Source organism: Pelomonas lactea, from assembly GCF_043555885.1.
In the GTDB taxonomy this organism is placed as follows: domain Bacteria; phylum Pseudomonadota; class Gammaproteobacteria; order Burkholderiales; family Burkholderiaceae_C; genus Pelomonas; species Pelomonas lactea.
The window spans coordinates 207,185-230,240 of sequence record NZ_JBIGHX010000010.1; the positions used below are offsets into that span (position 1 = coordinate 207,185).

Consider the following 23,056-nt stretch of genomic DNA (forward strand, 5'->3'; position numbering starts at 1 on the left):
AGGAGTTAGCCGACAACAAAAACAAACAGGCCCCGCAGGGCCTGTGTGTGGGGGATCTCCAGGCGCGCGGCCCGAAGGATCAGCCCGAATGCGGGCGCTTGCCCGGGTTCTTCTTCGAGCGGGTGTGCGCGCCGCGCTCCAGGCTGCGCAGCTGGCCGCGGCCGGCGGTGTAGGTCACGCCCTTGGGGGCGGCGGGACGGGGGGTGGCCTTGCGGTCCGCTTCGGTGACGATCTTGTTGCCCATGAATGGCTCCGGTGAAACTAGCCCACAGCAGGGGCAAAACAACGAAAGGCGCGGATTTTAGCCTGTTGTGCGCAGCCAGTCTTCCAGCGCGGGCAGGTCCATGGGTTTGGCCAGCAGATAGCCCTGGATCAGGTCGCAGCCGCAGCGCGTGATGACGGCCAGCTCGGCGGCGTTCTCCACGCCCTCGGCCGTCACCGTCAGGCCCAGGCCCTGGCCCACGCCGACGATGGATTTCAGCAGCGCCTCGCGGCGCGGGTCGGTGTGCACGTCCTGCACGAAGCTGCGGTCGATCTTCAGCTCGTCCACCGGCAGGTGCTGCAGGTAGGCCAGCGAGGATTGCCCGGTGCCGAAGTCGTCGATGGCCAGCCGCACGCCCCAGCTCTTCAGCGCGTGCAGCACGGCGATGGGGTCGGTGCCGCTGGCCATCAGGCCGGTCTCGGTCACCTCCAGCTGCAGCTGGCTGGGGTCCACGCGGTACTCGGCCAGCAGTGCGGCCAGGCGCGCGGGCAGCGTCTGGTCCTGGATGTCCAGCGTGGAGATGTTGACGGCGATGTACAGCGGCGCCAGGCCGGCCGCTTCGCGCTCGGCCAGCGTGCGCACGGCGCGCGCCAGCATCCAGTCGGTGATCTGGCGGATGCGGCCGCTGCGCTCGGCGAACGGGATGAAGTCGCCCGGTGGCAGCCAGCCGCGCTGCGGGTGCTGCCAGCGCACCAGCGCCTCGGCGCCGACGATGCGGCCACTGGCCAGGTCGCGCTTGGGCTGCAGGTACTGGCGCAGCTGGTCTTGCTGGATGGCGGTGTGCAGGTCGGACAGCAGGCTCAGGTGCAGCGCCCGCGCAGCCTCGGCGCTGGGGTTGTAGACGGACACCGGCTGGCGCAGCCGTTTGGCCTCGAACATGGCCTGCTCGGCGCGGCGCAGCAGCGTCTCGGTGTCGTCGGCGTGTTCGGGCCAGTGGGCCACGCCCAGCGACACGGACAGGTCCAGCGACTGCCCCTGCCACGACAGCTTGTGCTCCACCTCCTCGCGCAGCTGCGCGGCGAGTGCGGCGCCGTGCTCCAGCCGCGCCACCGGCGCCAGCGCCGCGAAGGTGCCGCCGGCCAGGCGGCCATAGGCGGCGGCGCCGTCGTCGAACAGCGACGCCAGCTTGGTGGCCGCGCCGCGCAGCAGCGCATCGCCGGCGTCGAAGCCCAGCACGCCGTTGACGGCCTTGAGCCGGTCCACGTCCAGGCAGATCAGCGCGGCCAGCTGCTGGCGGTCCTTCAGGTCGGCCAGCAGCCGGTCGCCGTCGGCGATGAAGCGGGCGCGCTGCGGCAGGCCGGTCAGCAGGTCCACGTCGGCCAGCCGGCGCAGCTCGGCCTCGCGCTCGCCGACGGCGATGGCCATGGTGTTCATCGCCGTGGCCATGTGGCCCAGCTCGTCGGCGGAATCCACCTCGATGCGGTGGCCGTACTGGCCCTGCGCGATGAGTTCGGCGCCGTCCTCGGCGCGCTTGAGCGGCCGCACGATGGAGCGCGTGACACTGACGGCCAGCAGCGCGCCGGCCAGCAGCGCGCCGACGCACAGCGCCAGCACGCCGGTGCGGTCGCGGTCGATCTGCTCGCGCAGCTCGCGGGCCTTGGCCGTGCCGGTGCGCTCCTCGCTGGCGGCCAGCTGGAAGATGGCGCCGACGAACAGCGACAGCGCCGCCTCGGTGTCGCCGCCCAGCTGGGCGCGGGCAGCCAGGAAGTCGTCGACCTCGATGCGGTCGCGCACGGCGACGTAGGCCGCGCGGTACTCGGCCAGGCTCTGGCGCACCTCGGCCAGCCGCTCGCTGCGCGGCCCCGGCGGCAGCATCAGCGCCAGGCGCTGCATGGCGTCGTCCAGCCGCGCGTTGGCGGCGGTGATCTCGGGGTAGGCGGCCAGGCGCAGTTCGTCGTCCGGGCTCATCAGCACCAGCAGCTTGCGCGCGGCGGCCTCGGCGTTGCGGTTGATCTCGTTGACGGCGTCGCGGATGGCGGCCTGCTCGTCGACGATCTGGTTCAGCGCGTCGGACAGCCCGGCCAGGCGCACCACCGACAGCGCCGCCAGCCCCATCAGCAACAGCAGCAGCAGGCCGAAGGCCAGGCCCAGCCGCGTGCGGATGCGCAGCCGCCGCGTCAGGCGGGTCGGCGGCCGTGCACCCAGGGTCACTGGCGGGCGCTCCGGCCGCGTGGCGTCACGCCTGGCTCCAGCGCTGCAGCAGCAGCCGCGCGGTGGCCACGTTGGTGGCGCAGGGCACGTCGTGCACGTCGCAGGCGCGCACCAGCGCGTTGATGTCGGGTTCGTGCGGCTGGGGCGTCATGGGGTCGCGCAGGAAGACGACGCCGTCCAGCTCGCCCACCGCCAGCCGCGCGCCAATCTGCAGGTCGCCGCCCCACGGGCCGCTGAGCATGCGCTCCACCGTCAGGCCGTGGGCCTCGGCCAGCCGGGCGCCGGTGGTGCCGGTGGCCAGCAGCGAGCAGCCGCGCAGCAGCGGCAGGAATTCGGCGGCGAGGGCGATCATGGCGTCCTTCTTGCCGTCGTGGGCGATCAAGGCGAGTCTCATCGGGCGTGGCTGCTGTTCAAAAGCAGTCACGTTACACGCAGTCCGCGTCGCTCAGTGCGAAGAACTTGGCAGTTCGGCCGCCTGCCTGGTATCGCTCACTTCGCCGCAGCGTGCACCTGCTGCACCAGCTGCGTGGCGCGGGCGTCCAGCGCGGCGCGCGCGGCGGGCGACAGCGTCCAGCCCAGCGGCACGAGCGCGGCGTCCTGCATCTGGTCCAGCAGGCACACGGGCGCGTCGCGCGTGCAGCCCAGGTCGGGCGGCGGCTCGGTGCCGGCGGGCAGCACGCGGGCCGTCAGCGCGGCCACGGGCTCGCGGGCGTGGGCGCCGGTGCCGAGGTTGTTCAGCGCGGTCAGCGCGGGGCCGAACAGGTCGGCATACAGCCGCAGCCGCTGCACGTCGCGGAAGGGGATGAGCTCGCGCGCGTCGGAGCCGCTGTCCAGGCAGTCCGGCGGCGGTTCGCCGTCGTTGCCGGCCAGCGCCTGCGGCGTGCAGCTGGCGCGCACCTGGCCGTTGCGGATGAGCACCAGCTGCACGGGGCGGTCCCGGTCGGCGCCGGGGCTCTTGCGCAGCCGCGTCAGCCAGTCGGACAGCGTGGCCGTGCCGCTGTTGTCGTGGTAGCCGCCATCGACGAGATGCGCCGCGGCGATGGCGCTGGACGCGGGCCGCGGCAGCGAGGCCAGCGGGTTGGTCAGCGGGAAGCGCGCCGACGTGTGGGCGGCGGTGACGAGCGCGGGCATCTCCCGTGGCGGGGCCGAAGCGCCCGATGGCGCCGGCGCCGATGCGGGCACGCGGCCCGAGCTCAGCAGGTCTTCGGCGCCGGGCAGCTCGGCGGGCGCGAAGCGGCGCGTGCCCATCAACGCGCGGTTGCCGCTTTCGACGACGGTGCTGTTCAGCAGCAGATCGGGCTCGCCCGGGAGTGTCATACCCAGCGGGCCGGCCAGCCGCGGGAAGGCGCGCATCCACTCACGCTCGAAGGCCAGTGCGCGGCTGCGCAGGCCGCAGCCGGTGTCGGCGTCGCACAGCCGGTCGGTGGGCAGCACGCGCATCAGCACGTCCTCGAACAGCAGGCCGGCCAGCAGCGGCGACAGCGCGTCGACGTTGGCAAAGCCGTTGCGCACGCAGTCGGTCATCGTGCCGGCGCGGCGGTCGCCGCGCGCGCAGGCGCGCCACACGGCAAAGCCCATGGAGCCGCCGGACACACCGCTCAGCGCGGCGATGCGTGGCATCCAGGTCTGGCCGGTGTCGGCGTCCTGCAGGCCGGCCAGCACGCGGGCCGTCCAGTAGGCCGCGCGCACGCCGCCGCCTTCGCTGGCCACCAGCAGCAGCGGCCCGGCGGCCGCGGGCGGCGCTGGCGGCGGCGGCGCGGCCGCCGTCTCGCGGGCCGGCGTCACGTTGCGGGCCCAGCGGTCCATCCCGGCCAGGCCGGCGCACAGCACGCCCGCGGCCAGCAGCCCCAGACCGACGCGCCAGCGGTCGGCGCGGCGATGGCTGTCCGCGGATGCGCCGGGCTGGCCCAGCCAGCCCAGCAGCACCTCGGAGCGCTGCGTCAGCAGCAGCCAGACGGCGGCGACCACCAGCGCCAGCAGCAGCAGGCCGCCCAGCGCGACGCGGCGCAGGTCGGCCAGCGCGGCGTCGACACAGTCGGGGTTGTCGATGACCAGCGCCGGCAGCGTGTGGTTGTCCGACCACAGCCCCACGATGCCCACGACGCCCAGCAGCACCAGCGCCCAGGGGAACACGGCGCGCTGCTCCGACATCGCGATCAGCCCCAGCGGCCCCAGCCACCACACCAGCGACAGTGCCAGCACGGCCAGCGCCGGCGGTGCGGTGCCGGTCACGTCGGGCATCAGCAGCATGACCGCGCGCACGCCCGCCAGCAGCGCCAGCGCGATGAGCGGCTGCCAGACCGGCCGGCCCAGCAGGTGGATGACGTCGCCGGCGCCGCGCAGCGGCGGGGGCACGTGGGCGGTGGCGGCCACGCCCAGGTCGGGCTGCACATAGGCCGGGTCCTGCAGCAGCGGGCGCACGGCGCGCACGTTGTTGTAGTAGTCGGACGGCCGGAGCAGCGCACCCAGCTGGCGCAGCCGCATCTGCCACCAGGCCAGGGCGACGATGACGAGCGTGAATGCGCCCAGCCGCAGCAGCGCGTCGTTCAAGTCGCCCGGCTTGCCGCTGGTGCTGGCGGCGATGACGGCATCGCCCGCCACGGTGGCGACCAGCTGGCCGGCCATCAGCAGCGGCGCGAGCATCAGCAGCCGCGCCCAGGTGCGCGCCCATTCGCCGGCCCAGGTCGCCACGCCGGCCAGGCCCGAGACCTCGTAGCCGCTGCGCTTGATGCGGCCCACCAGCCGCGCCCACAGCCAGCAGGCGTGCGACAGCAGCGCCAGGCCCAGCGCGCTGGCCAGCACCGCGAGCCACCACCAGGCGCCCGACGTGCCGGGGCCGGGCAGGGCCAGCGCCAGCAGCACGTCGCGGCACTGGTCCAGCACCAGCGTGAAGGCGGCGAACAGCCCCAGCACGGCCAGCACGTAGCGGCTGCGCCCGATGACGCCCAGCGCCACCTGCCGGCAGGCCGAGCGCACCTCGATGCGCGTGCGGGCGACCGGGCCCGGCGACGGGCGGGAGTCCAGGTCCAGCCCGAACCACCAGCACAGCCACAGGCCCAGCAGCAGCCCCAGCGCGGCCCCCAGCAGGCCGCCCTTGGCGGCGTGGGCCCAGCCGCTGAACCAATGGCTGTCGGCAATCCACGCCAGCTGCGCCGCGGTGGGCGCCGTGCCGGCCAGCGCCAGCGCAGCCGCCGCCATCAGTGCCGTCGAGAGCGCCAGCCAGACCAGCGCGTGGAGGCCCGTGCGCCGCTGCGGCGCGGCGGCCCAGCGCCGCAGCAGCCAGAAGCCCGGCGCGGCCAGCGCCAGCGGCACCAGCCCCCAGGCGCTGGCCACGCCCAGCCTCGCCAGGCCGCCGGTGTTCTCGATGAAGTCGGCCACCCACAGCAGCAGCACGCTGAGCGCGCCGATGCGGTAGACCCAGCGCACCACGCGGGGCCGGGCCTCCAGCGTGTCGCGCACCTGGCGCAGCGCCCACAGCAGCGTCAGCCCGTACAGCGGCATGAAGACGGCGGTGTCGATGAGCAGGTAGGCGGCCGCGGCCGGCAGGCGCGACAGCCCTTTGCCCCAGAAGCAGGCGGCGGCCTCCAGCGTGTCGGCATGCTGCCAGCCCAGCCAGGCCTCCACGCCGAAGCCGGCCGGCAGCCGCAGCGCCTGCGCCAGCGCCGACAGCACCAGCCCCACCACCAGCGTGCCGGCGGCCAGCCAGCTCAGTGCCTCCACCGAGCGGTTGCGCGCGGGCGGCGGGCCGCCAAGCAGGGTGTCCAGCATGCCCATCCTCCAAAGGGGTTGTGGCGCGGCACTCTAGGCAGCCTGCTGCGGGCAGTCATCCCCAACTTCGCGTAACGCCGCTGCCATGGGCTGGCAGCAAGTCCAGGCAGCATGGCGGCTTTGCAACGTCTGCACCGAGACCGCCATGAATTTCCGCCAGCTGCACCAGGGCCCCGAACTTCTGAAGATTGCCAACGTCTGGGATGCCGGCAGCGCCGTGCTCGTGCAGGCGCTGGGCGTGCCTGCCATCGCCACCACCAGCGCCGGGCTGGCCTGGGCGCTGGGCTATGCCGACGGCAACCAGCTGCCCATCGAGGAGCACGCGGCCGCACTGCGCCGCATCGCCCGCGTCGCGCGCGTGCCGCTGTCGGCCGACAGCGAGGCCGGCTACAGCGACGACCCGGCCACCGTGGCCGACAACGTCATGCGCCTGGCCGACGCCGGTGCCGTGGGCATCAATCTGGAGGATGGTGCCGGCGCGCCAGCGCTGCTGTGCCGCAAGGTCGATGCCATCAAGGCGGCAGCGGCCCGCGCCGGTGTGGACCTGTTCATCAACGCGCGCTGCGACGTCTGGCTGAGGAACCTGGCGCCGGGCCGCGCGGTGGAGGAGACGCTGCTGCGCGCCCGCGACTACGCGGCGGCCGGCGCCGACGGGCTGTTCGCGGCTGGCGTGACGGCGGCGGAGGACATCGCCGCACTGGCGGCCGGCCAGCCGCTGCCGCTGAACGTGATGGCGCGGCCCGCGATGCCGGGCCTGCGCGAGCTGCAGCGCCTGGGCGTGCGCCGCGTCAGCGCCGGCAGCGCCATCGCCGAGGCGGCCTGGGGCCGGGCGCAGCGGGCGGCGGCCGGGTTCCTGGGCGCTGGTGCCTGCGACGAGCTGTTCGACGGCGCGGCGCCGTACCCGCAGGTCAACGCCGCGCTGGCCGCCGCTCAGAGCTGAATCGACACCCTCAGCTGCAGCTCGCGTTCGGGCTGGCCCGCGGCGTCGCGGCTGCTGACGGTGCCGCGCGGCGCCGCCGCCGCCGTGCCGCCAAGGCGTGCGGCGGTGTGCCAGCGCTCCATCGTCAGGTCCAGCGTGGAGCGGAAGGACTGGTCACCATCCTGCACGTCGAACACCACGCGCACTGGCGCCGTGCCGCCCGCCCAGGTCGGCGTCACCATGAAGCTGTGCGTGACGCTGCGCTCCTGCGGCTGCGGGCTGGCGTGGATGCGGCGCGTGGCGCGGTTGCCGTCGAGCTCGACGACGGCGTCCACCCATTGCAGCGGCTCGCGGGTCGTCAGCCGCACATCCGCACGCTGGCCGTTCTGCACCAGCAGGCGCTGCGTCGGCAGCGACACCGCCGGCGCGCTGGACGTGACGACGCCCGGGCCGCGCGGCGACACGGTGCCCGCGGTGCCGATGACGGTGGCGCCGTCGCGCACGCCGGCCTGGGCCGACGGGGGCAGGTTGGCATCCACCCAGCGCAGCTCGACGAGCAGCTGCACGTCCGGCGGCGCGGCGCCTGCCAGCGTGGGCAGCAACATCAGCGGGAGCAGGGCGCGGCGTTTCATGCCCGCAAGCTTAGCCCTGCGCTGGCCGGGTCCGTGTCGCCAAAAGCCGCGGCCCGAACAGATTGATGGCCAGACCGGCCATGACCAGCGTTGCGGCCAGCAGCTTCCAGCCGGGCAGCGGCTCGCCCAGCAGCATGGCGGCGGCGCCCATGCCGAACACGGGCACCAGCAGCGCCATCGGCACGATGCGCGCGGCCGGGTGGCGGGCCAGCAGCCAGGCCCAGCAGCCGTAGCCGAACAGCGTGTTCGCGAAGCTCTGCCACAGCACGGCGGCCCAGGTGCCGGCGTCGGCCGTCGTGAGCGCGGTGGTGATGCGGTCGGGGCCGTCCACCAGCAGCGCCAGCACCAGCAGCGGTGGCACCGCGAACGCGCTGCTCCAGACGACGTAGGCCAGCATGTTGACGCTGCCGGCGCGCTTGCCGACGAGGTTGCCGCAGGCCCATGAGAGGGCGGCGGCCAGCACCAGCCCCAGGCCCAGCGGCGTGGTGCTGCCGTCGGTGTGCGCGACGATGACGGCGATGCCCGCCACGGCCAGTGCCAGGCCCAGCCAGGTGGTCGCCTGCACGCGCTCGCCGCTCAGCCGCACGGCCAGCAGCAGCGTGAAGAACACCTGCGTCTGGATGACCAGCGAGGCCAGGCCCGGCGAGATCTCGCTGCGCATGGCCAGGTACAGCAGCCCGAACTGGCCCATGCCGACGAACAGCCCGTAGCCGGCCAGGTTGCGCCAGGCCACCGCCGGACGCGGCAGGAAGAAGCAGGCCGGCATGAACGCAATCGCGAAGCGCAGCACCGCCAGCGTCATCGGCGGCATGACGGCCAGCGCGTACTTGATGACGACGAAGTTGCTGCCCCAGATGGCCACGACGGCGATGGCGAGCAGCAGGTGGCGCAGGGGTAGCAGGGCGGACGAGGTCATGTAGCCCGCCATTGTGCGGGCCGTGCACCGGGCAGCCCGCAAGCCGGCCCACGGTGGCGATGTGCAAGCCGCGCGCAGCCGCGTGCGTCGCCGTCACCCCGGGCCGCTCGTCCAAGACGTGGCCCGGACGGGCGGCTCATGCATCGGAGCAGACGCGGTCGCGGCCGTCGGACTTGGCCTGGTACAGCAGCCGGTCGGCGCGCTCCAGCGCCTCGGCCAGCGGCTCGCCGGGCCGGTGGCCGGTCACGCCGATGGACACCGTGATGGAGACGGGCTGCGGCGCGCCGATGTCGATGCGCAGCGCGGCCACCTGCTGGCGCAGCCGCTCCATGCCGGCGCCCGCGAGTGGCAGCGGCGTCTCGGGCAGCAGCACGAGGAACTCCTCGCCGCCCCAGCGCGCCAGCACGTCGCTGGCCCGCAGCGCGGCCTGGCCGGCCTGCGCGAACGCGCGCAGCACGGTGTCGCCGGCGGCGTGGCCGTGGGTGTCGTTGACGTGCTTGAAGTGGTCGAAGTCGATGATGGCGATGCAGAAGTCGTGGCCGTGGCGTTCGGAGCGCAGCTGCTCCTGGTCCATCAGTGCCTGCATCTGGCGGCGGTTGGGCAGGCCGGTGAGTTCATCGCGCGTGGCGATGGCCTGCAGCTGCGTCAGCGCGCGCGCCAGTTCGGCGCGCTGGTGCGACAGGCGGCGCCGGATGCGGCTCAGCCGGGCCGTCAGCACGGCCACGGCCGGCAGCATGAAGGCCAGCATCAGGAAGTGGCCCATCTCCACCGCCGGCGGGTACGCCGCGGGCTGACGCACTGCCATCGTCGTCATGACGCCACCGAACAGCGCCAGCGCGAACATGCACAGCCCGTAGGCGTGGCTGGCGCGCAGCTGGAACATGCCGAACATCAGGATCAGGTTGAGCACCGGGAAGCAGGCGCCGCGCAGCGGCCCGGCCTGTGCATAGCCCAGTGCCGCGGAGGTGAGGGCGAAGGCGATCTGCTCGCGCGTCATCGACGGGTCGTCCAGGCGCAGTGACCAGCCGCTGCGGATGGCCGTGTAGAACGCCACCATGCCCCCCAGCGAGAACACCGACCAGACCCACAGCAGGGCGTCGGCCCGGCCGCCGGCCAGTTCCACCGCGAAGTGCAGCACCGACACGCTGACCACCATGAGCAGCATCGCCAGCGAGGTCTGGCGAAGCCGCAACCGCTGGTTGGCGTCGGTGCCCAGCCAGAGTGTGCCCAGCCGTCGGAGGTGCGACATCGCCATGCCCCTAGCCTAACGCGGCGTGCGGGGCGGGGGCTGCCTGCGCGGCGCGCGCGGCAGGTGCTTGTTCACGCGGCGGGCCGCGCCCGCGCGTCAGAACAGCTCGGAACCGCCGTAGCTGGGCGCGTCCACCTCGCCCTGGCTCACCAGCGCCTGGTAGTCGCAGACACGGTTGCGGCCGGTCTCCTTGGCCTGGTAGAGCGCACGGTCGGCCCAGGCCAGCACTTCCTGCGGCAGGTCGTTGGGGTCGGCGTGGCTGAGCCCGATGCTGATGGTGGTGCGGCCCACCTGCGGAAAAACGTGCTGCTCCACGGTCAGCCGCAGGCGCTCCAGGATGGCCATCGCGTCCTGCGAGTCCTTGGCCGAGAACAGCAGCACGAACTCCTCGCCGCCGTAGCGGAACAGCAGGTCCGACGCGCGCAGCGCCGACATCATCAGCCGCGAGATCAGCAGCAGCACCTCGTCGCCGACGACGTGGCCGTAGGTGTCGTTGACCTTCTTGAAGTGGTCCACGTCGACGACGGCGATCCAGTGCGACGACGGCGCGTGGACACGCCGTCCGTCCGGCGCCCCGCTGGGCTGCTCGCTGCGCGACAGGATGCTCCAGATGCGGTCGAAGCTGTTCTCCAGCGCCTGGCGGTTGAGCAGCCCGGTCAGCCGGTCGCGCTGGCTGACGTCCAGCAGGTCGTAGTAGTTGGCGTAGACCTCCAGCACGCCCTTGATGATGGCGTCCTCGGTCAGCGTGACCTCGCGATCGCGGGTGAACACGAAGTAGCCGCAGATCTCGCGGCCGCCAAACAGCGGGTAGGCGACGAGCAGGTCCTGCGCCTGGGTGCGCTTGCGCGTGCAGGGCTTGCCCAGCAGCCGCACGTTGTCCAGCAGCGCACGGACTTCGGGCTCGATGTTGGCGTCGTTGAACACCTCCTCGTTGCGCTCCACGAGGCGCGCCATGCCGTCGGACTCGACGACGCGGGAGTGGTGGTGGTGCAGCACGCGCATGGCGGAGGTCAGGTCGTCGATGCGGTACAGCGACGAATCCAGCACGCCCAGCATGGGGCAAAGCGTCTTCAGCAGGCTCTGCTCCAGCATCGCGGTGTCGCGGATGGACGTCATCTTGCCCAGCTTGCTGAGCAGGCTGGGCATCTGCATCTTGGGGGTGTCGCTCGGGATCATGGGAAGCCTTTACAGCGGTGGCATCGGTGTGGACACCGGAGCGCCCCAGTCTATGCGTGCGCCAGCCCCCGAGGCTGACTTCAGTCCGCCAGGTGCGCCAGCGGCAGCGCGCCGCCGGCCTTGACCTCGCCCAGCGAGAAGCTGGTGTGGATGTCCTTCACGTTGGGCAGCTTCAGCAGCGTGTTGATGGAGAAGCGCGAGAAGGCGTCCAGGTCGGTCGCCATGACCTGCAGCTCGAAGGTGCCGGCGCCCGAGATGTAGTGGCAGGCGATGACCTCGGGCAGGCGGCGGATCTCGTCTTCCAGCGCCTTGGTGGCCGTGGCCGCGCTGCGCTCGGTGTCCACGCGCACGAAGGCCAGCACGCCCAGGCCGATCTTGCGGCGGTCCAGCTCGGCGCGGTAGCCGGTGATGTAGCCCTGCTCCTCCAGCCACTTCACGCGCCGCCACGTGGGCGCCGCCGACAGGCCCACGCGCTGGGCGAGCTCGGCGTTGGACTGGCGGGCGTCGCGCTGCAGCTCGGCCAGGATGGCGATGTGGTACCGGTCGAGCGCGTCGGAACTCATGGTTTGCCCTTGTCGGCGTGTTTGCGATATGAATTAGACGAATTTTCTCAGACTGAGCAAGGATGTTGCTAGAGAAGGCGCTGCCGGGCGCAAATTGGAAAGCAACCGGCGCCCCCCTTTCCCTACACTGACCGGTCCGGCCATACTGGCCAAAGACCCGCGCGGCCGCCTCACAAGGGTCCGCCGAACGGGTCGCCACTCAGGAGCCCCACCCGATGAACGCCCCGCTGCCCGAACACATCCTGCGCGCGCTGCAGACCGTCACCCTCGATGACAAATACGCGCTCGATTCAGGCCGCGCCTTCATGAGCGGCGTGCAGGCGCTGGTGCGCCTGCCCATGCTGCAGCGCACGCGCGACGCGATGGCCGGCCTGAACACCGCCGGCTTCATCAGCGGCTACCGCGGCTCGCCTCTGGGCACGTATGACCAGGCGCTGTGGCAGGCCAAGAAGCACCTGGCCAAGCAGAACATCGTGTTCCAGCCGGGCGTGAACGAGGAACTCGGCGCCACCGCCGTGTGGGGCACGCAGCAGCTGGACCTCTTCCCCGAAAAGGCCAAGTTCGACGGCGTGTTCGGCCTCTGGTACGGCAAGGGCCCGGGCGTGGACCGCTGCATCGACGTGTTCAAGCACGCCAACATGGCCGGCACCAGCAAGCATGGCGGCGTCATCGCCATCGCGGGTGACGACCACATTGCCAAGAGCTCCACGGCCGCCCACCAGAGCGACCACGTCTTCAAGGCGGTCGGCTTCCCGACGTTCTTCCCGAGCAGCGTGCAGGACATCCTGGACATGGGCCTGCATGCGTTCGCGATGAGCCGCTTCTCCGGCCTGTGGGCGGGCATGAAGACCATCCAGGAGATCGTCGAGTCGTCGGCCTCGGTCAGCGTGGACCCCGACCGCGTCAACATCATCCTGCCCGAGGACTTCGTCGTGCCGCCGGGTGGCCTGCACATCCGCTGGCCCGACCCGCCGCTGGAGCAGGAAGCGCGGATGATGAACTTCAAGTGGTATGCCGCGCTGGCCTACATCCGCGCCAACCGCCTGAACTACAACGTCATCGAAGGCCCGAACGACCGCTTCGGCATCATCACCAGCGGCAAGGCCTACAACGACACCCGCCAGGCGCTGCACGACCTGGGCCTGGACGACGACACCTGCCGGCGCATCGGAATCCGGCTGCACAAGGTCAACGTGGTGTGGCCGCTGGAAGCCCAGGTGGCGCGCGAGTTCGCCAAGGGCCTGCAGGAGATCCTCGTCGTCGAGGAGAAGCGCCAGATCATCGAGTACCAGGTCAAGGAAGAGCTCTACAACTGGCGCTCGGACGTGCGGCCCAACGTGCTCGGCAAGTTCGACGCCGGCGACGGCGAAGGCGGCGAGTGGAGCGTGCCCAACCCCAGCGACCACTGGCTGCTGCGCCCGCAGGCCGACCTGACGCCGGCCCTCATTGCCCGCGCCATCACCAAGCGGCTGAAGAAGCTGGGCGTGGACAGCGACATCGTCGCCCGCCTGGACGCGCGCATGGCCGTCATCGACGCCAAGGAAGCGTCGCTGAAGGCCGAGGAAAAGACCGCCGGCGGCGCCGACCGCACGCCGTGGTTCTGCTCCGGCTGCCCGCACAACACCAGCACCCGCGTGCCCGAGGGCTCGCGCGCCGTGGGCGGCATCGGCTGCCATTACATGGTGACCTGGATGCCCGGCCGCAACACGGCCACCTTCACGCAGATGGGCGGCGAGGGCGTGCCCTGGGTGGGCCAGGCGCCGTTCACGAACGAAAAGCACATCTTCAGCAACCTCGGTGACGGCACCTACTTCCACAGCGGCAGCCTGGCCATCCGCCAGAGCATCGCCGCGGGGGTGAACATCACCTACAAGATCCTCTACAACGACGCCGTCGCGATGACCGGCGGCCAGACCGTGGGCGAGCGCCCCGAGGGCCACACGGTCATCCAGATCATGAACAGCGTGATCTCGGAGGGCGTGAAGAAGCTGGTCATCGTCACCGACGACCCGGCCAAGTACGAAGGCGTCGCGCTGGCGCCCGGTGTGACCGTGCACCACCGCGACGAGCTGGATGACATCCAGCGCCAGTTCCGCGAGATCGAGGGCGTCACGGCCATCATCTACGACCAGACCTGCGCCACCGAGAAGCGCCGCCGCCGCAAGCGCGGCAAGATGGTGGACCCGGCCAAGCGCGTCGTCATCAACGAGCTGGTCTGCGAGGGCTGCGGTGACTGCTCGGTGCAGTCCAACTGCCTGTCCATCGAGCCGCTGGAGACCGACTTCGGCCGCAAGCGCCAGATCAACCAGAACACCTGCAACAAGGACTACTCCTGCGTGAAGGGCTTCTGCCCCAGCTTCGTCACCGTCGAGGGCGGCGAGCTGAAGAAGCCCAAGAAGGAAGGCCGCAAGAGCCCGTTCGACACCGCGCTGGGCGTGCTGCCGCTGCCGGTCATCCCGAACGCGGAGGAAGCCTGGGGCATCGTCGTGGCCGGCGTGGGCGGCACGGGCGTCATCACCATCGGCCAGTTGCTGGGCATGGCCGCGCACCTGGAAGGCAAGGGCGTCATCACGCAGGACGCCGCCGGCCTGGCCCAGAAGGGCGGCGCGACCTGGAGCCACATCCAGATCGCCAACACGCCCGAGGCCATCCACTGCACCAAGGTCGGCACCGCCGAGGCGCGCCTGGTCATCGCGTGCGACGCCATCGTGGCGGCCAACAAGGCGACGCTGGCCGTCATGCGTGAGGGCCGCACCTTCGTCGCGCTGAACACGCATGGCTCGCCGACGGCGACGCTCGTGAACGACGCCAACTGGAGCTTCCCCGGCGCCGCCTGCGAGCAGGCCGTGGCCAAGGCCGTGGGCATGGACCACTTCGGCTCGTTCGACGCCGAGGAGGTGGCCGTCAAGCTGCTGGGCGACTCGCTCTACACCAACCCGCTGATGCTGGGCTTTGCGTGGCAGCGCGGCCGCATTCCGCTGAGCTATGACGCGCTGATGCGCGCCATCGAGTTGAACGGCGTGCAGGTCGACAACAACAAGGCCGCCTTCGAATGGGGCCGCCGCTGCGCGCACGACCTGAAGGCCGTGCAGGCGCTGTATGCGGCGCAGGCCGTCATCCAGCTCGTCAAGCGCCAGAGCCTGGACGAGATGGTTGCCAAGCGCGTGGACTTCCTGACCGGCTACCAGAACGCCGCCTACGCGGCCGAGTACAAGGCCTTCGTCGACAAGGTGCGCGCCGCCGAAGCCAAGCTGGGCGCCAAGACCACGCTGACCGAGGCCGTGGCCCGCTACCTGTTCAAGCTGATGGCCTACAAGGACGAGTACGAGGTGGCGCGCCTGCACACCGACGCGGCGTTCACGGCCAAGGTGGCCGGCATGTTCGAGGGCGACTACAAGCTGGTGCACCACCTCGCGCCGCCGCTGCTGGCCAAGACCAACGCCAAGGGCGAGCTGGTGAAGCGCCCGTTCGGCGGCTGGGTGCGCCCGGCGTTCGCGCTGCTGGCCAAGATGAAGGGCCTGCGCGGCACCGCCTTCGACGTCTTCGGCCACACCGAGGAGCGCAAGATGGAGCGCCGCTGGATCGCCGACTACCGCGCCGGCATCGACAAGGCGCTGGCCGGTTTGAGCCCCGAGTCGCTGCCCACCGCCGTGGAGCTGGCGCGCGTGCCGGAGGAGATCCGCGGCTACGGCCATGTGAAGGCGCGCCACGAGCATGCCGCCAAGGCCAAGTGGGACGCGTTGATCGCGAGGCTCTGAGCGCGAAGCGCGCCTCATCCAGGCGGGAAGCCGGCGGCCTTGTGCCGCTGGCAGCATGGGCCCATGTCTGATCGCCCCTCACCCGCGCCGCGCCAGTTGATGGTCGGCCTGCTGCTCGCCGTGCTGGGCGCCATCGGCTTCTCCGGCAAGGCCATCATCGTCAAGCTGGCGTACCGGCACGGCGTGGACGCGGTGACATTGCTGATGTGGCGCATGCTGCTGGCGCTGCCGTTCTTCCTCGCGATGGCCTGGTGGGCCGGCCGGGGCAAGCCGGCGCTGACGCGCCAGGACTGGCGCGACATCGCCGCGCTGGGTTTCACCGGCTACTACCTCGCCAGCTACCTGGACTTCGCCGGCCTGGCCTACATCTCCGCCAGCCTGGAGCGGCTCATCCTCTACCTCAACCCGACGCTGGTGCTGCTGATCTCGGTGTTGTGGTTCAAGCACCGGCTGCAGGTGCGGCAGGTCGTGGCGCTGGCCGTCAGCTACGCAGGGGTCGTGGCGGTGTTCGCGCACGAGCTGAGCTTCGAGGGGCGTGGCACGGCCGTGGGGGCGGCGCTGGTGTTTGCCAGCGCCGTGAGCTACGCCATCTACTTGGCCCTGTCCGGCAAGGTCGTGCAGCGCCTGGGGTCCCTGCGGCTGGCCGGGCTGGCCAGCAGCGTGGCCTGCGTGCTGTGCATCGCCCAGTTCGCGCTGCTGCGGCCGGTTGCCGCCTTCGCCGTGCCCGAGCCGGTGATGTGGCTCTCGCTGCTGAACGCGACGGCCTGCACGGTGGCCCCGGTGCTGATGGTCATGCTGGCCATCGCCCGTATCGGTGCGCCGCTGTCATCGCAGGTGGGCATGGTGGGGCCGATGAGCACCATCCTGATGGGCGTCTTCATCCTCGGCGAGCCGATGAGCGCATGGATCGTCATCGGCACGGTGCTGGTGCTGGGCGGCGTCTTCCTTGTCAGTGCCAGGCGGCCCTAGCCTCAAGGGGTAGCCCTGCGCCGGCGGGCGCGTTCAAAATCGCTGAACATTGGCGACAAGGCCGATGAACCGCTGCCCCCCTGGCGAGGAACACACTGCGAACCCATGATGACCCCAGCCAACCGCTACACCCCTGTCGCCATCGTGCTGCACTGGCTGATGGCCCTGGCCATCGTCGGCGCCTTCGGCGTGGGCGTCTACATGAGCGACCTGCCGTTCTCGCTGACGCGAGTCAAGCTCTACAACTGGCACAAGTGGGCTGGCGTCACCATCCTCGCGCTGGCCGCGCTGCGGCTGCTGTGGCGTCTCAGCCACCGCCCGCCGGCCGACCCGCCCATGCCCGCCTGGCAGGCCCGCGCCGCGCATGCCGTGCACTGGCTGCTGTACGCCGCCTTCTTCGCCGTGCCGCTGACCGGCTGGGCCATGAGCTCGGCCAAGGGCTTCCCCATCGTCTGGTTTGGCGTGCTGCCGCTGCCCGACTTCGTGCCCAAGGACCACGACCTGGGCGAGCTGCTGGAAGAAGTGCACGCCGCACTGGCCTGGGGCCTGGCCGCGCTGGTGCTGGCCCATCTCGGCGGCGCCCTCAAACACCATTTCGTCGACCGCGACGGGCTGCTGGCCCGCATGTCGCTGCGCCGCCCCTGAACAGGATCACCTCATGACCAAGCTTCTCTCCGCACTGCTGCTGGCCGCCGCCCTCGTGCCGGCGCAGGCCGCCACGCTGCAGGCCGACAAGAGCGACCTCAGCTTCACGTTCAAGCAGATGGGCGTTGCCAGCGACGGCAAGTTCAAGAAGTTCGACGCCCAGCTGGACTTCGACCCCAAGAAGCCCGAGGCCGGCAAGATCGCCTTCACGGTGGACCTGGGCAGCGTGTCGCTGGGCGACGCCAGCTTCGACGCCGAGCTGGCCAAGGTGCCCTGGTTCGACACCAAGCGCAACGGCAAGGCCACGTTCGTGTCCACCGGCATCAAGGCCACCGGCCCGGGCAAGTACGACGTGGCCGGCAAGCTGACCATCAAGGGTGCCGTGCGCGACGTCGTCGTGCCCATCACGCTGGCGGGCGGCGTGGCGCAAGGGTCCGTGCCCATCAAGCGCCTGGACTTCAAGATCGGTGACGGCGAATGGGCCGACACCTCGGTCGTCGCCAACGACGTCGTCGTCAAGTTCAAGTTGTCCTTCGCCGGCCTGTGAGCCGTTCCATCCTTCCCGTTCTTCCCCACCCCCCGGAGACCTTCCCGATGAAACACGCCCTGCTGATCACCGCCCTGCTGGCCGCCGCCGGCGCCGCCCAGGCCCAGAGCGCCACCTACGCCATCGACCCGACGCACACCCAGGTGTTCTTCGAGGCCAAGCACTTCGGCGTCAGCAGCAACCGCGGCCGCTGGGACAAGAAGGAAGGCACCGTCACGCTGGACAAGGCGGCCAAGACCGGCAAGGTCGAGCTGACCCTGGACATGGCCTCCGTCTCCACCGGCATCGGCCCGTTCGACGGCCACCTGAAGAGCAAGGACTTCTTCGCCGTCGAGCAGTTCCCCACGGCCAAGTTCGTCGGCGAGCAGTTCACGTTCAACGGCGACAAGGTGGCGAGCGTGGCCGGCACGCTGACGCTGCTGGGCAAGACCAACCCCGTCACGCTGACGGCCAGCAGCTTCGGCTGCTACGAGAACCCGCGCCTGAAGCGCGAGGTCTGCGGCGGCGACTTCGAGACCACCATCCAGCGCAGCCAGTGGGGCATGTCCTACGGCCTGCCGGGCATCCCGGACAGCGTGCGCCTGCTGATCCAGGTCGAGGCGATCAAGCAGTAATCGCTGCCGGCCCCTCCCAAGAAGCCCGCCCTCCGGCGGGCTTTTTGCTGCCTGCGCGTGACGGATTCACGGTGGCTTCACGGGCCGGTCACGCGGGGCCAGACGGCCTGTCGCGCACCCATGCAGTTCGTCATCCGTGCTGGCCGGCGTGTCGCTCGGGCACCACGCCTCCCGGAGCCCCTGCGTACAGTGGCGCCAACGACATCGGGCCTGCTGGCCCTACGAGGATCAGATGCGTTGCCACTCAAAAGCCCGCGAGCAAGGCGCGAAGTCGAAGCTGGGGTCATCTCCAGCGAGGCTTTGCAACGCCGCGCGCGGGCTTTTGAGTGACAACCCTCCGGGAGAGGGGCTGCGCGGGTGCATGGCGTCGTTGCGCGCCTTGCCCGGGCAACCAGCCCGGGCTTCGGCGCGGCGCCTAGCCCTGCGCCCGCGCAGACCCTCTCGCACTGATCCTCGTAGGGCCAACAGGCCCGCCCGGCCATGACTCCCTCCTTCACCCCCAGCCCCCAGCAGAAGCTCTGGCTTGAGCGCTGGCAGCGCTTTTCCGCCAGCGTGGTGCGCTACTTCCACCTCTACGCCGGCTGGCTGGTGGGCATCAGCTGGAAGCGCTTCGTACTGCTGTCGCTGGCGCTGCTGATCGGCGTCAACGTGCTGAAGAACCTGCCGCCGTTCACGTGGCGCTTCAGCCAGGAGTTCGAGGACCCCGACTACGGCGCCGCCCAGCGCCGCCAGGCCAAGGCCGATGTCGACGCGAAGAAGGCCGCCGAGCGCGCCCGCCGGGCCGCCGAGAAGGACCTGGGCCGCAACCAGCCCGTCGACACCGGCCTCAAGTACGAGATCAAGATCGACGAGCGCGGCGTGCGCCTGCAGCCGGTGCGCCCGGCGGCGTCGGCCGCCAGCGAGGCGCGCGACGCCAGCGGCGAGCCCATCGCCCCGCCGGCCGAGGCGGCCGCATCGGCGCCGTCCATCTCGCTGGACTTCCCCAAGAGCGCCCGCCCCGAGGACATCCGCGCCGCCGTCGAGCAGGCCAAGGAGCAGCTGGGCCAGCTGCGCGAGCAGGCGCAGGAGGTCAAGGAGGCGCAGGAGGCCGCCGCCGAGGCCCAGGCCGCACTGAAGGAGGCCATCCAGGAGGCCAAGGACGCACAGGGCCGCAAGCGCGTGACCGTCGTGCGCCTGGGCGACTCGCTGGTGGACTTCGCCATCCTGTGGATCCTGGCCTCCGCCGTCATCAAGGCCATGTACAAGGGCCGCATCCAGGCCGAGGTCAAGGCCGCGCAGGCCACCGAGAACGCCGAGGCCGAGGCGCTGAAGCGCCAGGTCGTCGAGGCCCGCATGGCCGCCATGCAGGCGCAGGTGGAGCCGCACTTCCTGTTCAACACGCTGGCCAGCATCGACCACCTCATCGAGGTCGACCCGCCCACCGCCAGCAAGATGCAGAAGAACCTCATCGCGCTGCTGCGGGCCTCCATGCCCACCATGCGCGAGGCCAACGCCAGCGGCGCCGTGCGCGACCTGGGCCGCGAGCTGGCCGTCATCCGGCCCTACCTCGAGATCCTGAAGATGCGCATGGAAGAGCGCCTGCAGACCGAGATCGACGTGCCCGAGGGCCTGATGTCCGCCGAGTTCCCGCCCATGATGATCCAGGGCCTCGTCGAGAACGCCATCAAGCACGGCCTGGAGCCCAAGGCCGAGGGCGGCCTGCTGAAGGTCAAGGCCGAGATCCTGCACGGCAAGCTGGCCGTCACGGTCGCCGACACGGGCCTGGGCTTCGGCCGCGCCGCCACCAGCGGCACCGGCGTGGGCCTGGCCAACATCCGCGAACGGCTGCAACTGCTGCACGGCAGCAAGGCCAGCGTCACCGTCACCGAGAACCAACCCTCGGGCACCGTGGTCACCATCACCGTGCCTTACCGCAGCCGCAACGACGAAGGAGTCGCAGCATGAAGACCTTGTTCAAGATCCTGTTCATCGGCAGCGCGCTGATGGTCCTGCTGGCCATGATTGGCGGCTTCGCGCTGCTCAACCACCACGGCCCCGACATGCACATCGTGCTGGACGACGGCGAGTTCTTCCTCGGCAACGGCCTGGGCGACTGGCTGGGCGCGTCGCTGGGCCTGTTCATCGCCGGCATCGTGTGCCTGTTCGTCGTGCCGCTGGTGCTGCTGCTGGGCGTGGCGCTGCCGCTGCTCATCGTCGGCGGCGTCGTGGCGGTCATCCTTGCCGCGCTGCTGGGCGCCGGTGCCGTGCTGGGCTCGCCGCTGATCCTGCTGGGCCTGCTGCTGTTCGTCGTGCTGCGCAACCGCAGCCGCGCCAACGCCGCGGCCGCCGCAACGCGCATCGAACCTGTCTGAACCAGTAGCATCGCCGGCCATGAGCAACACACCCATCCGCGCCGTTCTGGCCGACGACGAACGACTGATGCGCGAGCAGCTGCGCGCCCGGCTCACCGAGGTCTGGCCCGAGCTGGACATCGTGGCCGAGGGCAAGAACGGCCTGGAGGCCGTCGAGCTGGTGAAGCAACACAAGCCCGACCTCGTGTTCCTGGACATCCGCATGCCCGGCCTCACCGGCGTGGAGGCCGCGCGGCAGATCGCGCAGCTGCCCGGTGACCTGCCGCAGGACGACGACTGGGAAGTGCCCGAGATTGTCTTCATCACCGCCTACGACCAGTACGCGGTGGAGGCCTTCGAGCAGGGCGTGGCCGACTATGTGCTCAAGCCCGCCGAGCGCGACCGCCTGCAGCTGACCGTGGCGCGCATCAAGAAGCGCCTGGCCCAGCGCGAGGCGCCGAGCGCCGACTTCAGCGACAGCGCCCCCATGCCGCTGCAGCAGCTGCTGCACAAGCTGTCTGCCGGCATGAGCCCGGCCGCCGCGAAGCCGCAGTACCTGCAGTGGATCCAGGCCACGGTGGGCCAGGCCATCCAGATGATCCCCGTGGAGGACGTGCTGTTCTTCATCAGCGACGAGAAGTACACCCGTGTGCAGACCGCCAAGGTCGAGGCGCTGATCCGCAAGCCCATCAAGGAGCTGGTGGACGAGCTGGACCCGCAGCTGTTCTGGCAGATCCACCGCTCCACGCTGGTCAACGCCCGCGCCATCGACGGCATCACGCGCGACTTCCGCGGCCGCCAGCTGGTGGGCGTGAAGGGGCTGACCGAGAAGCTCGAAGTCAGCCGCAGCTACACGCACCTGTTCAAGGGCATGTAGGGCGCGTCGCCGCGGCGCGCGGCGTGCCCGCGGCGCCGCCTCGGTTCCAATGCCGGCCATGCAACGTCCCCGCTGGCTCCCCGACAACCTCGTCCTGCTGCTTATCGCCGTGGTCGTGCTGGCCACGCTGCTGCCGGTGCACGGCCGCGGCGTCGCGGTGCTGGACGCGCTGACGCAGGCGGCCGTCGCGCTGCTGTTCTTCCTGCAGGGCAGCAAGCTGTCGCGCCGCGCCGTGTGGGAAGGGCTGCTGCACTGGCGGCTGCATGCCCTTGTGTTCGCGGCCACCTTCGTGCTGTTCCCGCTGCTGGGCCTGGCGCTGCGGCCGTGGCTGGAGCCGCTGGTGGGGCCGACGCTGTACCTCGGCGTGCTGTTCATCTGCGCGCTGCCGTCCACCGTGCAGTCGTCCATCGCCTTCACGTCGCTGGCGCGCGGCAACGTCGCCGCGGCGATGTGCAGCGCGTCCACGTCCAACATCCTCGGCATGGCGTTGACGCCGCTGCTGATGGCGGCACTCGGCCACTGGGTCGGCGCGCAGGCCGGCTCGGGCGCGGCGCAGCTGTCGTGGCACACGTTCGAGGGCATCGTCACGACGCTGCTGCTGCCGTTTGTCGCCGGCCAGGCGCTGCAGCGCTGGACGGGCCCGTGGGTCGCCGCGCACAAGGCCTGGGTGCGCGTCAGCGACCAGAGCACCATCCTGCTGGTCGTCTACGGCGCCTTCAGCGCGGCCACGGTGCAAGGCCTCTACCAGCACCTGCCGCCGGCCACGCTGGCGGCGCTGCTGGGCATCTGCGCGCTGCTGCTGGCCATCGTCATGCCGCTGCTGACGTGGCTGAGCCGGGTGTTGGGCTTCTCCCGCGAGGACGAGATCGCCATCGTCTTCTGCGGCTCGAAGAAGACGCTGGCCAGTGGCGTGCCCATGGCGCAGATCCTGTTCGCCGGCCAGGCGGTGGGGCTGCTGGTGCTGCCGTTGATGGTGTTCCATCAGCTGCAGCTGATGGTCTGCGCGTCGATTGCGCGGCGGTATGCGCGGGAGACGCAGGTACAACTGGTCAAGGCTTGACCGGCCCGTCTTGTTCTCGCCCGACGGATGCGCGCGCCTGCTGCTTCGTAGCGATTCAACGTGAAGATGAGCGGACGCCGAAGGAGGTCCGCTCCATTGGCAGGTTCGGCTTCACTTATGGCTTTCCGCAGCGCTCTTTGTCGCGGCTGCGAGCCGCCGCAGCGCCTTGAGAAGCGGCTCCTCGGGAAAAAGCTTGCCGCAAAGGTTCACCGTGTCGCGCTCGACCCACGCAACGAACTCTTCGCCCGACGTGAAGCCCGTTCCGCACATTGAGCTTTCCGCGTCGAGCGCTTGCAAGATTTGCAGTTGCTCGCTACTTTTGAATCGCTCAAGGACGCGAATACGGGCTCGCTTGCCTGGTAGAACTGAAACCACTTGAACGTGTGCGATGTAGGTAGCGGAGGTGAAGGCTTCCTGCGCCCAATCGCTCCGCCCGGTGAAAGCGCGCGCTCCAACGCACGAGCAAGCGTGGCTTGCAACAGTACACCCAGCGAGTGTCAGGACTAAGAGCGCCTTCAGGCTGATGTTGTTCATGAAGCCGAACTATTGGTTTATGCATCCGTGCTTGCCGCATGACTCGGCAAGGCGCTGTTTAACTCGGTCGAGGTTAGTCGGTTTAA

Annotated in this window: 20 protein-coding genes; 10 read left to right on the forward strand and 10 right to left on the reverse strand. The window is 70.7% G+C overall.

All coding sequences use genetic code 11. The features are described 5' to 3' along the window. Positions 1-79 precede the first annotated feature (79 nt). The 4 genes from ACG04Q_RS23390 to ACG04Q_RS23405 form a co-directional block, all read right to left on the reverse strand. Positions 80-244, reverse strand: a complete 165-nt coding sequence (locus ACG04Q_RS23390) for a hypothetical protein (RefSeq protein WP_268167871.1) — start codon at positions 242-244, stop codon at positions 80-82. 57 nt (positions 245-301) lie between these two features. Next, positions 302-2,413, reverse strand: coding sequence for a putative bifunctional diguanylate cyclase/phosphodiesterase (locus ACG04Q_RS23395; protein ID WP_394513957.1), 2,112 nt, complete (start codon positions 2,411-2,413; stop codon positions 302-304). A gap of 25 nt (positions 2,414-2,438) precedes the next feature. Then, complete coding sequence (locus ACG04Q_RS23400; protein WP_394513959.1) at positions 2,439-2,807, reverse strand: methylglyoxal synthase; 369 nt, start codon at positions 2,805-2,807, stop codon at positions 2,439-2,441. A 95-nt stretch (positions 2,808-2,902) separates the two neighbouring features. Then, on the reverse strand, positions 2,903-6,181 hold the full coding sequence (locus ACG04Q_RS23405) for a hypothetical protein (RefSeq protein ID WP_394513960.1): 3,279 nt from the start codon (positions 6,179-6,181) through the stop codon (positions 2,903-2,905). Between the two features lie 145 nt (positions 6,182-6,326). Between ACG04Q_RS23405 and ACG04Q_RS23410 the strand changes: the two genes are divergently transcribed. Further along, positions 6,327-7,121, forward strand: coding sequence for an isocitrate lyase/PEP mutase family protein (locus ACG04Q_RS23410; protein WP_394513961.1), 795 nt, complete (start codon positions 6,327-6,329; stop codon positions 7,119-7,121). Here the strand turns inward: ACG04Q_RS23410 and ACG04Q_RS23415 are convergent. The 5 genes from ACG04Q_RS23415 to ACG04Q_RS23435 form a co-directional block, all read right to left on the reverse strand. Continuing rightward, a complete protein-coding gene (locus ACG04Q_RS23415) occupies positions 7,112-7,732 on the reverse strand; it encodes a hypothetical protein (RefSeq protein WP_394513963.1) in 621 nt (206 codons plus the stop codon). The genes ACG04Q_RS23410 and ACG04Q_RS23415 overlap by 10 nt on opposite strands. A gap of 10 nt (positions 7,733-7,742) precedes the next feature. After that, entirely contained in the window at positions 7,743-8,648 is a 906-nt protein-coding gene (locus ACG04Q_RS23420; protein WP_394513964.1) for an EamA family transporter, read from the reverse strand. Positions 8,649-8,784: 136 nt separating this feature from the next. Beyond that, positions 8,785-9,897 (reverse strand): diguanylate cyclase, encoded by a 1,113-nt coding sequence (locus ACG04Q_RS23425; RefSeq protein ID WP_394513965.1) that lies wholly within the window; start codon positions 9,895-9,897, stop codon positions 8,785-8,787. 96 nt (positions 9,898-9,993) lie between these two features. Further along, on the reverse strand, positions 9,994-11,073 hold the full coding sequence (locus tag ACG04Q_RS23430; protein WP_394513967.1) for a GGDEF domain-containing protein: 1,080 nt from the start codon (positions 11,071-11,073) through the stop codon (positions 9,994-9,996). A gap of 80 nt (positions 11,074-11,153) precedes the next feature. Then, positions 11,154-11,636: an Lrp/AsnC family transcriptional regulator gene (locus tag ACG04Q_RS23435; protein WP_394513969.1), complete on the reverse strand. Its 483-nt coding sequence runs from the start codon at positions 11,634-11,636 to the stop codon at positions 11,154-11,156. Between the two features lie 215 nt (positions 11,637-11,851). Between ACG04Q_RS23435 and ACG04Q_RS23440 the strand changes: the two genes are divergently transcribed. From ACG04Q_RS23440 to ACG04Q_RS23480, 9 genes are all read left to right on the forward strand, one after another. Next, positions 11,852-15,394, forward strand: coding sequence for an indolepyruvate ferredoxin oxidoreductase family protein (locus ACG04Q_RS23440; RefSeq protein WP_394513970.1), 3,543 nt, complete (start codon positions 11,852-11,854; stop codon positions 15,392-15,394). A 63-nt stretch (positions 15,395-15,457) separates the two neighbouring features. Next, positions 15,458-16,363: a DMT family transporter gene (locus ACG04Q_RS23445; protein WP_394513971.1), complete on the forward strand. Its 906-nt coding sequence runs from the start codon at positions 15,458-15,460 to the stop codon at positions 16,361-16,363. Between the two features lie 108 nt (positions 16,364-16,471). Continuing rightward, complete coding sequence (locus ACG04Q_RS23450) at positions 16,472-17,008, forward strand: cytochrome b (RefSeq protein WP_394514059.1); 537 nt, start codon at positions 16,472-16,474, stop codon at positions 17,006-17,008. Positions 17,009-17,021: 13 nt separating this feature from the next. Beyond that, positions 17,022-17,555, forward strand: a complete 534-nt coding sequence (locus tag ACG04Q_RS23455) for a YceI family protein (RefSeq protein ID WP_394513972.1) — start codon at positions 17,022-17,024, stop codon at positions 17,553-17,555. A gap of 47 nt (positions 17,556-17,602) precedes the next feature. After that, positions 17,603-18,169: a YceI family protein gene (locus ACG04Q_RS23460; protein WP_394513973.1), complete on the forward strand. Its 567-nt coding sequence runs from the start codon at positions 17,603-17,605 to the stop codon at positions 18,167-18,169. A 480-nt stretch (positions 18,170-18,649) separates the two neighbouring features. Further along, positions 18,650-20,113 (forward strand): sensor histidine kinase, encoded by a 1,464-nt coding sequence (locus ACG04Q_RS23465; RefSeq protein ID WP_394513974.1) that lies wholly within the window; start codon positions 18,650-18,652, stop codon positions 20,111-20,113. Beyond that, positions 20,110-20,520 (forward strand): hypothetical protein, encoded by a 411-nt coding sequence (locus tag ACG04Q_RS23470; RefSeq protein WP_394513975.1) that lies wholly within the window; start codon positions 20,110-20,112, stop codon positions 20,518-20,520. The genes ACG04Q_RS23465 and ACG04Q_RS23470 overlap by 4 nt, the downstream gene beginning before the upstream one ends. A 19-nt stretch (positions 20,521-20,539) precedes the next feature. Continuing rightward, positions 20,540-21,376, forward strand: a complete 837-nt coding sequence (locus ACG04Q_RS23475; protein ID WP_394513976.1) for a LytR/AlgR family response regulator transcription factor — start codon at positions 20,540-20,542, stop codon at positions 21,374-21,376. A gap of 58 nt (positions 21,377-21,434) precedes the next feature. Further along, on the forward strand, positions 21,435-22,436 hold the full coding sequence (locus ACG04Q_RS23480) for a bile acid:sodium symporter family protein (RefSeq protein ID WP_394513977.1): 1,002 nt from the start codon (positions 21,435-21,437) through the stop codon (positions 22,434-22,436). Between the two features lie 111 nt (positions 22,437-22,547). Here the strand turns inward: ACG04Q_RS23480 and ACG04Q_RS23485 are convergent, their stop codons facing one another. Further along, entirely contained in the window at positions 22,548-22,970 is a 423-nt protein-coding gene (locus tag ACG04Q_RS23485; protein ID WP_394513978.1) for a hypothetical protein, read from the reverse strand. Between the last annotated feature and the right edge of the window lie 86 nt (positions 22,971-23,056).